The 12,576-nt window shown below is 68.4% G+C and carries 9 protein-coding genes; 3 read left to right on the top strand and 6 right to left on the bottom strand.

Annotated features, from left to right (window positions below):
• Nucleotides 1–15: 15 nt before the first annotated feature.
• The gene (locus ACFY9N_RS01080; protein ID WP_391476346.1) at nucleotides 16–777 is read right to left on the bottom strand and encodes an HAD-IIB family hydrolase; all 762 of its coding nucleotides are present in this window, start codon (nucleotides 775–777) and stop codon (nucleotides 16–18) included.
• Nucleotides 774–1,886: a LacI family DNA-binding transcriptional regulator gene (locus tag ACFY9N_RS01075; RefSeq protein WP_391476344.1), complete on the bottom strand. Its 1,113-nt coding sequence runs from the start codon at nucleotides 1,884–1,886 to the stop codon at nucleotides 774–776. The genes ACFY9N_RS01080 and ACFY9N_RS01075 overlap by 4 nt, the downstream gene beginning before the upstream one ends.
• A 118-nt stretch (nucleotides 1,887–2,004) precedes the next feature.
• Here ACFY9N_RS01075 and ACFY9N_RS01070 point away from each other — a divergent pair, with 118 nt between their 5' ends.
• The 3 genes from ACFY9N_RS01070 to ACFY9N_RS01060 are packed head-to-tail and all read left to right on the top strand — an operon-like array spanning nucleotide 2,005 to nucleotide 4,938.
• Nucleotides 2,005–2,946: a carbohydrate ABC transporter permease gene (locus tag ACFY9N_RS01070; RefSeq protein WP_391476343.1), complete on the top strand. Its 942-nt coding sequence runs from the start codon at nucleotides 2,005–2,007 to the stop codon at nucleotides 2,944–2,946.
• Nucleotides 2,943–3,821: a carbohydrate ABC transporter permease gene (locus ACFY9N_RS01065; RefSeq protein WP_391476342.1), complete on the top strand. Its 879-nt coding sequence runs from the start codon at nucleotides 2,943–2,945 to the stop codon at nucleotides 3,819–3,821. Before ACFY9N_RS01070 ends, ACFY9N_RS01065 begins: the two co-directional genes overlap by 4 nt.
• 34 nt (nucleotides 3,822–3,855) lie before the next feature.
• Nucleotides 3,856–4,938 (top strand): glycosidase, encoded by a 1,083-nt coding sequence (locus tag ACFY9N_RS01060; protein WP_391476341.1) that lies wholly within the window; start codon nucleotides 3,856–3,858, stop codon nucleotides 4,936–4,938.
• Nucleotides 4,939–5,170: 232 nt separating this feature from the next.
• On the opposite strand, the gene ACFY9N_RS01055 is transcribed toward ACFY9N_RS01060, so the two are convergent.
• The 4 genes from ACFY9N_RS01055 to ACFY9N_RS01040 form a co-directional block, all read right to left on the bottom strand.
• A complete protein-coding gene (locus ACFY9N_RS01055) occupies nucleotides 5,171–9,715 on the bottom strand; it encodes a discoidin domain-containing protein (RefSeq protein ID WP_391476339.1) in 4,545 nt (1,514 codons plus the stop codon).
• 123 nt (nucleotides 9,716–9,838) lie between these two features.
• Nucleotides 9,839–11,140 carry an ABC transporter substrate-binding protein gene (locus ACFY9N_RS01050; protein WP_391476338.1) on the bottom strand — a complete coding sequence of 434 codons (1,302 nt, stop codon included), beginning with the start codon at nucleotides 11,138–11,140 and terminating at the stop codon, nucleotides 9,839–9,841.
• 213 nt (nucleotides 11,141–11,353) lie between these two features.
• Nucleotides 11,354–11,923 carry a 2'-5' RNA ligase family protein gene (locus ACFY9N_RS01045; RefSeq protein ID WP_391476336.1) on the bottom strand — a complete coding sequence of 190 codons (570 nt, stop codon included), beginning with the start codon at nucleotides 11,921–11,923 and terminating at the stop codon, nucleotides 11,354–11,356.
• Nucleotides 11,924–12,333: 410 nt separating this feature from the next.
• Nucleotides 12,334–12,507: a CsbD family protein gene (locus ACFY9N_RS01040; RefSeq protein ID WP_247623784.1), complete on the bottom strand. Its 174-nt coding sequence runs from the start codon at nucleotides 12,505–12,507 to the stop codon at nucleotides 12,334–12,336.
• Nucleotides 12,508–12,576 lie beyond the last annotated feature (69 nt).

Below are 12,576 nucleotides of genomic sequence, written 5' to 3'. Positions count from 1 at the left end.
GGGCGAGGCCCCGTGTCACAACTGCGGGATCAGCCCCTCCAGGAACTCAGCCGTCGAGTCCCAGCCGGTCACGGCCTGGCACGCGACGCCCATCGCAAGCACCGGATAGTCGTTGCCGGCGGGGTCGAGCCGGTCACCGACGAACAACATGTCGTCGAGGGGGATGCCGGTCTGCTCGACGAGCCGCCGCATGCCGTACGCCTTATCGATGCCGCGCTCGGTGATGTCGATCGATGTCGATCCGCCGGAGCGCACCTCGAGATCCGGCAGCCGTTCAGCGACTGCGGCGCTCAGGGTGTTGCGCTTGTCACCGGTGGGGTCCCATGCCGCCTTGGCGGCGAGCGGCGCCTGCTGCCCGAGCGCCGAGAAGGTGATCTGCGAACCGCGGTCCTCGACGATGTCGCCCCAGGTCGTCGGCTCCCACAGCCCGAGAACACGAGCCTCCTCCTCGAGGACTCTCGTCGCCTCGGCCCGCTGCGCGTCGGTCAGCTCGCGCGCGTAGACCGTCTCGATCCCGTCGGGGCGGATGCGATAGTACTGGGTGCCGCATGCCGGAAGCAGGTGGAAGTTCGCGAGCGCCTCGGGCGTCGGGTCGGGCAACCGGTCGACCACCTGCGCGGTGAACTGCTCGAGGCGTCCGCCCGAGATGATGGCGACGGCCGCCTTCTCCGCGAGCGCGAGGAGCAACCGCCCGATCCGTGGGTCGATGGCGCTCTTCGACGGCGCCAGGGTGTCGTCGAGGTCGAAGGCCACCAGGCGCGGGGTGACCGTGGTCATCCGGCGGCCTCGATCGTCACATCGGCCGACCCGCGCGCCGGTCCCGTGCTGCCCCGCACCACGAACTCGACAGGAGGCAGATCGATCGGGCCCGGCTCGCGCTCCTCGACGATCGAGACCAGCGCCCTCGCGCAGGCGTTTCCCCACTGGAAGACGTCCTGACGGACGGTCGTCAACGGGGGGATGATGTAGGGCGCGAGCGGGATGTCGTCGAATCCGATGATCGAGAGGTCGTGCGGCACGCGCACCCCCCGGTCGATCGCCGCCGAGATCCCGGCGATCGCCATGATGTCGTTGGCGTAGATGATCGCGGTCGGCGGTTCGGGATCGTCGAGCAGTTCGTGGGTCGCGCGCGCGCCGGCCGCGCCGGTGAAGTCGGCCTCGACGACGGCTCCCGGCTGAAGCCCCAGCGCCGCGAGTTCGCTCCGCCAGGCGTCGCGACGCACGCGCGAATGCACGTAGCGGTCGGCGCCCGAGACGTGCGCGATGCGCTCGTGCCCGAGGGCGTGCAGATGGCGGACGGCACGACGGATGCCGGCGGCGTCGTCGAGCCCGATCGGCTCCGTCCCCTCGCCCGGGCCCCACCCGAGAAGGACGCAGGGCATACCCAGCGCACTGAGTTCGGCGGGGCGTTCGTCCTCGACGCGGAGATCGGTGAGGAAGACTCCGTCTACTCGGGCCTCGTGCGCGAAGCGCGAGTATGCTTCTCGCTCGGCCTCCTCACCGTCGACGACCTGCAGAACGAGGGCGTAGCCAACAGTCGAGAGGAAGCTCTCGACGCCGGCGACGAACTGGGGGAAGAAGGGGTCGGTGCTGAGCAGCTCGGGGGCGCGACGGACCACGAGGCCGAGCGCCTGTGCCCGACTGCGCGACAGGGCACGAGCACGGGCATCCGGCCGCCATTCGAGTTCGCGCGCCGCCTCGAGGATGCGCTCGCGCGCCTCTTCGCCGACCCCGGAGCGACCGTTGAAGACGAACGACACCGCGCTCTTCGACACCCCGGCCCTGGCGGCGACGTCACCGATGGTGATCTTGCGCTCGCGCACCGGCGATGCGGCGGACGAGGTGGACCGTTCGGCGCCCGCGGCGTCGGGGGAGGTGGCTTTCATGGTTGTAGTGTAACCGACCGTTTAGCGGGATTTAGCGCCGCTTTGTGGCGGGTTGACCTCGAACAGCAAAACCGGTTTACTAAAGAAGTCGTCAACGAATCAGTGAGGAACGAACGCAATGGGCAGTGCCGCACCAGCGCAGAGATCGACAGCCGACGCCCCGCCCCGTCGCGGGAGCGCGCTGCACCGATGGCTCGGCGACAATCCGCTCGGCCTGCTGCTGAGCGCTCCGTACACGCTCTTCGTCATCGTCGTCTTCCTCATCCCGTTCGGCTTCGGGATCTGGATGTCCGTGCACGACTTCTACTTCACGGCGCCGGGTGTCGCGGTCGAGCATCCGTTCGTCGGCTTCGAGAACTTCGCGACCGTGCTCGCCGACCCGATCGTGCGCCAGGCGTTCGGCAACCTGCTGATCTTCCTCGTGATCAACGTGCCCCTCACGGTCGTTCTCGGTCTGCTGCTGTCGTCGGGACTCGACGCGGTCGTGCACTGGAAGGGGTTCTTCCGCATCTCGTACTACGTGCCGTACGTGACGGCATCCGTCGCGACTCTCGCGGTGTGGATCTTCCTCTTCAACGGCAACGGCGTCGTGAACTCCCTGCTCGGCTCGCTCGCCCCCGACCCGTCCTGGCTCGCAAATCCGGCCCTGATCATGCCCCTCATCGCGGTCTACGTCACCTGGAAGAATCTCGGGTTCTACATCCTGCTCTACCTCGCCGCTCTCCAGAACGTGCCGAAGGAGCTGCACGAGGCCGCCCAGCTAGACGGCGCGGGTCGCTGGCAGCGATTCCGCTCGGTGACACTGCCGGCCGTCCGGCCGGTCACCTCACTGGTCGTGCTGCTCTCGATCATCACCACCGGTCAGATCTTCACCGAGCCGTACCTGCTCACCGGCGGCGGCCCCAACAACGCTTCGATGACCCCGGCGCTGCTCATGTACCAGCAGGGCATCCAGCAGGGGAAGCCGGATATCGCGGCGGCGATCGGCATGATCCTCGTGATCGCCGTGATGATCGTCTCGCTCGTCTCGCGTCGCATCACGGAAGGCAAGAACCGATGACCACGCCGACGACCCGCGCTCGATCCCACCGCCCCGCGCGCAGCGGCCGGGTGCTCTCGGTCCTGCGCTTCGCTCTGCTCTTCATCGGCGCCCTCGCGGCTCTCGTGCCGTTCTACTACATGGTGATCGGCGCCCTGCAGCGCAAGCGCGACACCAGTCTGTTCGGGCTGCTGCCGCTGCCGCAGAACCTCACCCTCGACAACTTCGCCGAGGTCAACGAATCGGTCAATCTGGTCGGCTCGCTGCTGAACTCGCTGATCTTCACCGCCGGAGTCGTGGGCTGCACCCTCGTCTTCGGTCTGCTCGTGGGCTACGCGCTCGCGGTGCTGTCGTTCCGCGGCCGCGGCATGGTGTTCGCGCTCGTGCTGCTCGTGCAGGCCATTCCGTTCCAGCTGCTCATGATCCCGCTGTACGTGATGGTCGTGCGCTACTTCGGCCTCGCCGACAATTTCATCGGCATGATCCTGCCGTTCGCGATCAACTCGGTCGCGGTGCTCATCTTCCGCCAGTACTTCCTGCAGATCCCGCGCGACGTCTTCGACGCTGCGCGCATCGACGGCGCGAGCGAACTGCGCATCCTCGTCTTCATCGCCGTCCCCCTGGTTCGTCCTGCGGTGCTCACCGCGATGCTCGTCACTTTCATCGGTCCCTGGAACGAGTTCCTCTGGCCCTTCCTCGTCACCAAGGACGCGACGAAGCAGACCCTCGCGGTGAGCCTGGCGAACTTCTCGCAGACGAACGGTTCGTTCCTCGAGAACCCGATGGGCGCCGTGCTGGCGGGCGCCTGCGTGCTCGCCGTTCCTGTCGTCGTGCTCTTCCTCCTGTTCCAGCGGCACTTCACGTCCGCGAACCTCGGCTCGGCCATCAAGGGCTGAGCACTCGACACCGAAAGAGCCCGAAGGCACCGCAATGACATCATCCTCCGCACCCGCCGCCCGCACGACGATTCCCTACGCGCTGACCCGCCAGGGCGTCATCATGACGGCGAACGCCGGCGACCCGCTCGAAGCCGAGGGGGTCCTCAACCCGGGCACCGCCTGGGGACCCGACGGCACGCTGTATCTGTACCCGCGCGTCGTCGCCGAGGGCAACGTCTCGCGCATCGCGCGCGCGAGGGTGATCGTCGAGAACGGCGTGCCTGTCGACGTCGAGCGTCTCGGCGTCGTGCTCTCGCCCGACGAGCAGTGGGAGCACGGCCGCCGGAACGCCGGAGTCGAAGATCCGCGCATCACCTTCCTCGAGCCGCTCGGCTTCCACGTCATGACCTACATCGCCTACGGCCCCCTCGGCCCTCGGCCCGCTCTCGCGGTCTCGCGCGACACCGTCACATGGGAGCGGCTCGGACCGATCCAGTTCACGTATCAGCCGGAGCTGGCGAGCGACCTCAATCTTTTCGCCAACAAGGACATCGTGTTCTTCCCCGAGCTCGTGCCCGGTCCCGACGGTCGCCCGAGCATCGCTCTGCTGCACCGTCCCATGTGGGACCTCGACTGGCTGCGCCCCGGCGAAGGGTCCCGCCCGCCGGCGGGCATCGACGACGATCGCCCGTCGATCTGGATCGGCTACGTCGATGCCGAGGAGGTTCGCACGGATGTGCGCGCCCTCACCCGCGTGCGCGACTCGGCCATGATCGTGGCACCGGAGATGGCGTACGAGAGTGCGAAGATCGGCGCGGGACCCTCCCCGCTGCGCGTGCCGGAGGGGTGGCTTCTCCTGCACCACGGCGTCTCCGGTGCGACGCCCAAGGGCTTCGAGCTGGCGCACGGGTCGGTGTACTCGGCCGGAGCGATCCTGCTCGACGCCGAGGACCCCCGCCGAGTGCTCGAACGCTCGGCCGAGCCCCTGCTCGCCCCGGAGACCGCCGAGGAGACACAGGGCACTCTCGCGAACGTCGTCTTCCCGACCGCGATCGAGAAGATCGGCGACCGCACGTTCGTGTTCTACGGCATGGCGGATTCCTCGATCGGCGTGGCGGAGCTCACGCACCTCTGAGCCGCGTTCCTCTCGAAGGCCGCTTCCTCCGGGAGGCGGCCTTCGTCGTGTGCGGACGCCGGTTTCTCACGCGGAGACCCGTCGAAAAGCTCAGACCCCGTGCTGCACCCACCCTCAGGGACCCCGTGCTGCACCCATCGCCGGGTTGCTGAGCCTGTCGAAGCACCGCCCCGAGAGACCCGGGCACGACGACGGGGCCGCCCCTGAGGGAGCGGCCCCGCCGTTCGGGGAGTCAGTCGGTCCGGCCGCGCCGCACCTTCACCGCGGCGGCGCCCGAGACGAGCAGCAGCAGCGCGATCGCGAGCGTCCACGGCAGCCAGGTCAGCTCGCCGCCGGTCCCGGGCAGGGATCCGGAGTCGTCTGAACCATCCGCGCCGCCCGGGGTCCCCGGCGTGCCGGGTCCACCCGGGGTGCCGGGCTCGTCGGCCGCGAGGATCAGCACCGGGGTCGAGGCGACGTCGGCAGCCGTCAGCATCGCGACGATCGTGTGCTCGCCGGGTTCGGTGCCCGTGGGCACCGTACCGCGGAATGCGATCACGCCGTCGTCAGTTGCCGTGACGGTGCCGAGGTCGGCCGGGATCGAGCGCAGCTGGATCGTGTACTCGACCCCGGGTTCGAATCCGGTGCCGCTGACGTCGATGCGTCCGCCGACGCGAGGCGTGCCCTCGACGGTGATGACGGGCGTCACGACGTCGGGATCGACGGTGACCGTGATCGGCGCCGACGGCTCCGACGATCCGCCCGCGTTCCGCGCACGCACGGTCACGACGTAGTCACCGGCGTCGAGATCGGTGACGGATGCCCTGAGCACACCGCCCTCGCTCTGCACCACGCGGTCCCCGACGGTCACCTCGTAGGCGGTGATCGGCGATCCGCCGGTGTTCTCCGGTGCCGACCACTGCACGGTGACGACATGACCGGATGCCGTCGCCGCGACGTCGCGCGGAGCGCTCGAGACGGCGTCGAGGCGAACCAGTCCGGCGAGCGCGACCTGAAGAGCGGCGGCCGCGGCATCCACTTCGGCCTGCGGCGAACCGCCCGCGCGCAGCACGGCCTTCGCCTCTTCCAACGCAGGCAGCACCGGCGCCCAGCTGCCGGGGGTGTATGCCGTGCTGTCGAGCGCGTTCGCCGCGTCGATCTGCGCCTGAAGCCCTGCCGTGTCGGCGCTGACCGTCACCGCGCACCAGGCGATCTCGGTGCCGCCGTCGTGCCGAATGCCGACGGTCGTGCGACCGGGCTCACGGGCCTGGAGGTCGACGTCGATGCGTCCGTCGGCCGAGACCCGGGCATCTCCCTCCACGGTCACGACGGACTCGTCCATCGAGATCGCGCTGAAGCGGTCGGCGGGGTTGATCGGCGAGACGGTCGCCGATGCCACGGCGACCGATCCGCGCGCCGCCGTCACCGGTCCCGTGCACTCGAACGTGTAGCCGCCGTAGAGCTCGAACTCCCAGATGTTGAGTCCGTACTGCGTCGAAGGCAGCCCGGCCAGGCGCACGTACCGCACCTCGGCGGGCGCGAAGTCGTGCGTGTGCGTGAGAGTGGGCTGCGCCGCCTGCACGCGGGCGAGCGGCTGCCAGGTGGCGCCGTCGACCGAGCCCTCGATCCGATAGTCGTTCGACGTTCCGGCCTCCCACGCCACCACGGCGCGCGACACCGATCGCACGCTCTCGAGGTCGACCTGGATCCAGTGCTCGGCCACGGCGCGCGCCGACGACCACTTGGTCGACTTCGAGCCGTCGGTCGCCTTCGGACCGATGATCGTGGCGTTGTTCTGGTGAACGCTGTCGACCGTGGTCGGGCGCCCCAGCGCGAGGTTCGCGTTGGCCGCGGGGATCGCCGGCGCCTCGGCGACCAGACGGTCGGAGAAGATCTCGAACTCCCAGAGCGACGGCCCGTAGTTGAGCGCACGGGTGAGCGTCTGCATCCGCACGTAGCGCGCGGTCTGGCCGTCGAGCGTGATGACGTCGATGCCGCCGTCGCTGCCTCCCGCCGGCGTCGCGTACGCATCGCGCCACGCGCGGCCGTCGTCCGACAGCTGGATCTTGTAGGTCTTGGCGAACGCCGCCTCCCACGACAGCCGCACGGTCGAGACCGGCTTCGACGAGCCGAGGTCGATCTGCGCCCAGGCGCTGTCGGCGTTGTTGCCGCGCCAACGGGTGTTCGGATCGCCGTCGGCGAGCGAGAACACGAGGTTGTAGCCCGCGTATCCGGATGCCCGGGTCGCACTGTCGATCGCCAGGTTCACACTCGATGCGACGGTCAGCTCGCGGATGCCGTAGCCCGCGCCCTCGCCGTCCAGCAGCAGCACGCGGACGTGCTCGGCCGCGGTGGGGTTGATCGGCACCTCGTCGACCCCGCCGTCACCGCCGGTGACGGCGGCACGATCGGTCCAGTCGACGCCGTTCGGCGAGGTCTGCACGACATATTCGGTGGCGTAGGCATCCGTCCAATCGATCGTCGCCTTCGTGACCCACGATCCGCGCGGAAGCCGAGTCGAGACCCACTGCGTGCCATCGGATGCCGAGTGCCAGGCCGACGCGGTGTCGCCGTCGCCGAGCGCCGCAGCGGAGGCGCCGTCGACCGTGCTGCTCGCCGCGTACGGCGATGCCGTCGGCAGCGCGCCCTCGGCGAGCGCGGCGGTCACCGTCTTGCCGAGGTTCTCGCCCGAGCCGAGCGTGAACACACCGTGCCGCTCCTGTCCGGCACCGGTGAGGTTCACGCCGACCGAGAGCCCAGCGCGATCGGGGTTCGACAGGCTCACGACGGGGGCGTCGCCGCGCTCGTCGAGGAGCACGGTCGCGGGCTGGTCGACCGACAGTGTGCGGCCGTCGCCCAGATCGAGGTCGCCGGCGGCGTAGAAGGTCGCCATCGTGATGCCCGCGTCGGCGCTGCGCACCGCCTGCACGGAGGTGTCGTTGCGCAGGGTGCGGATCGCGGGCTTCGCCGCGTACGCCTCGACCTCGGCCGGGGTCGCCGCCGGCAGGACGGTGTAGTCGTAGGTGGCGGCCGACGGCTTCGTGCCGTGGTCGACGTAGAGCGAGAACGCGTCGCGGCTGAGAGTCTCCTCGCCCTCCCAGCTGCCGGACTGCGTCTTGTTCGAGACCTTCACGTCCTGACCCGCGGCGAAGACGTAGCCGACCTCGTCGTTGTACGCCCAGGTCGCGGTGCCGACGCCCTGCTGATCGGTGCCCGCGGCGACCGGCTGCCCTCCGACGCTCGCGTTCGGCTTGGCGGATGCCTGGTTGACGGTCGTGTGCACGGCCGCGTCGCTCGTCGAGCCGATGCCGGCGCCGAGCGCCACCATGCCCTCGTCGAACGAGAAGTAGCTCTTCTGGGCGGCGGTGCCCGCGGTGTCGAGGGTGAGCACGCTCACGCCGAACTCGCCGTTCGAGGTGCCGCCTGTGAAGCTTCCGCCGTCGCCGTTGCGGCCGCGGTTCTCGAAGCCGCGCTCGGTGCGCTTGATGTTCGGCGCGGTCACGCCCGGGTAGTGCCACCAGTCGAACGCGGGGCCGAGGTCGAGGTACTCGCGGTTGTTCACCTGGATCGCGGTCGAACCCATCGCATTCCAGTAGACCGGGTTGCCGAGCTCGTCGCGGTACGAGGTGCGAAGCTCGGCGCCGAACGTGCGCGATGAATTGAGGCGCGTGAAGATGCCGTACCCGTCACGCAGATGAGAGGAGAACTCCGAGCGCCAGAAGTACTTGTTGCCGGTGACGCCGTTCGTCTCGGTCTTGCCGAGCACCCCGTCGAGGACGGCCTGGTACGCGGTGGCGTAGAGGGCGTCCGTGCGCACCATCCGCTGCAGCGGCTCGATGAACTCCGACGCGTGGCTGGTGATGTCGTTCACCGTCTTCGGCGGACGGTAGTTGAGGTAGAGCATGCCGATCTCGCCGCGGATGAGCCAGCGTGTTCCGCTGATGAAGTAGAAGGCGATCGAATCGAGCTGATCGCGCGTGAACGCGAGCCCGGTGCCGCGAGCCACGTCCGACCACAGCGCCGCGTAGGTGAACAGCACCATGCCGTAGCCCTCGCTGTAGAGCTGCGCACCGTGGGCCCAGAAGCTGCCGTCCGGCTGCACGGCCTCCTGCACCGAGCCCGAGTGGTCGACCGCGATCGTGGCGATGATGGTCGCGAAGCCCTCCTTGACCTTCGCGATGTCGCGGGTCGACAGAGCCTCGAAGATGTAGTTCGACGTGCGCCACGAGCCGTTCGCTCCGACGGGGTCGAGCTTGCCGGTGTTGTGTTTCAGCGCGACGTCGAAGGCCTCGGGGCTGAGCGCCTCGCCGAGGAACATCGAGATGCGTCCCATCGCGATGGACTCGCCGATCTCGGTCTCCCACCAGTTGGTGTTGCCCGGGTTCACGCGGTCCCAATGCAGCAGAGCGCGCCCCACCGCGTCGACGAGACGCGGGTCGCCGAAGCCCTCGGCGTTCGGGTCCTTGAAGGCCTGCGTCATCGCCAGCATCCGATACAGCGCCGTGTACGCCGACCACACGCTGCCGTTCGCCGAACTGGTGCGGTCGGCGTAGTCCACATCCGACCACGAGCCGTCGGCGTTCTGCGAGGCGACGTAGTCGAGCGCTTCCGAGGTGCGGGCGAGGTAGATGCCGTTGGCGATGATGATCTCGTCGCCCTGACCGAGGTAGTACTCCTCGAGGCGATCGATCACGGTGGCGACGTCGTCCTCCGGAGCGGCGGATGCCGGGGTCGCGAGGGCGGAAGACCCGAGGACGAGTGCGAGGGTGAAGGCGATGAACGCGGCGATGCGTTTCATGGCGGGGCTCCTTTGCCGGGTGCTGCAGGGGCCTCGATGTTCGGGCATCGAGGCGGAGGACCGGGGTGCGCGCCATGACACGCGCACCCCGGAGGTGACCGGCCGGGGGCCGTTCCCGATCGATCAGCCCTGGGCGATCAGTGCATCGATCTTGTCTGCGGCGGTCGTGAACGTCTCTTCGAGATCACCCTCACCGGCCTGAACGGCCTGACCCCACGCGTCGCGGAAGGTCTGCCACATCTCGGTCGCGTCGGCGACGTTGGGCACGTCGACGGTGAGCGGGACGGATGCCGAGAAGGTCGCCAGCACCGGGTTCTCGGCGAGGTAGTCACCGGCGATCGCGTCGACATCGGTGCGCGTCGGGAACTGGCCCGTCGTCTCGAGCAGCGCGAGGTCGTTCTCGGCATCCATCGAGAACTTCGCGAAGTCCCAGGCTGTCTGCTTGTTCTCGCACGAGGTGTAGAGACCGACGTTCTTCGAGTCGCCAAAGGTATAGGTGTCTTCGGGGGCGGTGCCCGCGGCGGTCGGCAACGGCACCACGCCGTAGTCGACCTTGCCGTCGAACGCGGCGGCGCCCCACGGCCCCGCGATACCCATGGCCGCGACGCCGTCGGCGAAGGGGCCGGCCCAGGCGTCGCCGCTGTAGGCCTCAGCCGAGGAGTAGCCCTCGGCGTACATGGTCTTCCAGAACTCGAGCGTCTCAAGGCCCTCGTCGCTGGTGAAGGCGGCGGCGCCGTCGCTCACGAGCTGCGTGCCGCCCGAGTTCGCGAGGAAGAACGGGTAGAAGTCGAAGAGCGAGTTCGTGTAGTCGCCGGATGCCGGCGGGTACAGCGAGTAGTCGGCGGCACCGCTCTCCTTGATGGCTGCCGCAGCGGCCAGCACGTCGTCATAGGTGGCGAGTTCGGGGTTCTCGGCATCGAGGCCGGCGGCCGTGAAGACGTCCTTGTTGTAGTAGAGCATGAAGGGGTTGGCCTTCCACGGCACCTGGTACAGGTCGCCGTCGGGCGAGCGGAAGCCGTCGGCCGCATCACCCGAACGCTCGGTGATGAAGGACTCGCCGTCCTCGAAGGTCGTCGAGATGTTGACCAGGCCGCCCTGCTTCTGGAAGGCGGGGACCGCGGCCGGAGCGGTGTTGTAGACCAGGCACGGGGTGTTGCCGGCGGTGATGGCCGCACCGATCGCATCCTCTGATGACTTGCCGGAGGGGATGGCCGCGGCGGTGACCTGCTCGTCGGGGTGGTCGGCGTTCCACGCCTCGACCACGGCTTCGGCCCACTCGATCTCCTGCTCGTTCGTCGAGTACCAGATCGAGATCGGGCCGGAGGTCAGCTCTCCCTCTGCGGGGGCGGCGCCGCCGGTCGAGCCGCATGCCGCGAGGGGCAGGGCGAGGGCGGCGAGTGCGAGAACACCAGCATAACGCTTCATTGCGAAAACTCCTTTGTTCGGATGCCTCGGGTCGGCTTCCTGCTGTGTGGGCGGCCGGGCCGCCTGCGAACTAGTAAACCGGTTTTGTAGGTAAACGTCAAGAGTGCGCGCGCAAGGCTCGAAATGCCCTCATTTCAAGGAATTTGAATTTGATTCATCCGCTGGGCCCGTCACTAAACTCGGCTAAACAAGCGGGCGGGGTTGTTCCACACCTCAACGCCCGAGCGGGATCACCTCCCTGCGCTCCGCACCGTTCGAGTACGAGACGAGCTCGAGTTGAGTGGCCGTCTCGCACACGGGGTGCGCGAACTCCGAGACTCGTGCGGACTCGATCGCCGTCCAGTCCGCGCCCGACAGCGCCTTGCCGTAGACGACGGACATATGGAACGTCCACTCATCGAGGGGGAGCTCGCCGAGCCGGTGGAAGTCCGTCGCATCGAGCCGCTCGGTCAGAGTCGCATAGGCGGAGACGAGGGAATCGGTGCGAGCCAAGCGGAGGATGAGGATCTGCCAGGGGTCCGGAAAAGAATCGATGGCCTCACCGGTCATCTCGATCGGATCCTGCTCCATGGCCCAGGTGCGCACGAGTGCGGTGAGATCTGCTCGACGCGTCGGCTCGTAGAAGCCGCGCAGCGTCACATGGCCGGTGTAGGGGTGCGGGAGCCGACTCAGAACCAGAGCATCGTTCTGTTCGGCTCTGAAGCGATCCGCCAGTTCCCCCGTCGGCCGCAGCACGAGATACTGCTGTCCTTCCAGGGATTCGAGCTGCTCCGGAGTGTTCATGAACGGTCGATACATAAGACGACGCTAGTCGTCACGTCGGCGATGACCACCCGCCCTGCCTTGATGCCATCACCCCATCGAGACGTGCAGAGCCGCGGCCCACTCCCGGATCGCCTGACGCCGGACGACCGCCGCGACGGGGGAACCGGAACTCACCGGCGTTTCTCGTGGCGGGATCCTTCGACAGGCTCAGGGACCCAGTGGCTTCGGGCCCCTGGGCCGAGACTGGGTCGCTGAGACACAACTGGGTCGCTGAGAGACAACTGGGTCGCTGAGACACAACTGGGGCGCTGAGCCTGTCGAAGCGTCCCACCCCGTACACACACGAAACAGGGGCGGGGCCGTCGAATGGCCCCGCCCCCTCCTACTGTCCCCAGCAGGTCTCACCCAGCGCACGGCTGGGAAGCGTTTCAGCCCTTGAACGCGTCCTTGACGTTCTCGCCGGCCTTCTTGACGTCGGCCTTGGCCTGATCGGCCTTGCCCTCGGCCTCGAGCTTCTCGTTGCCGGTCACCTTGCCCGCGGCCTCCTTCGCCTTACCGGCGATGTCTTCGGCAGCGTTCTTGATCTTGTCGTCGAGTCCCATGATGTTTCCCTTCGTTGTGGTGGTGATTCCGACGGCGGGATGCTGCTCCCGCCGTCTCATCGCCCGGCC

It is taken from the genome of Microbacterium sp. NPDC008134 (assembly GCF_042957055.1).
Taxonomy (GTDB): domain Bacteria; phylum Actinomycetota; class Actinomycetes; order Actinomycetales; family Microbacteriaceae; genus Microbacterium.
The sequence above is the reverse complement of the archived record's forward strand: the minus strand, read 5'-3'. Positions and strand labels throughout refer to the sequence as shown.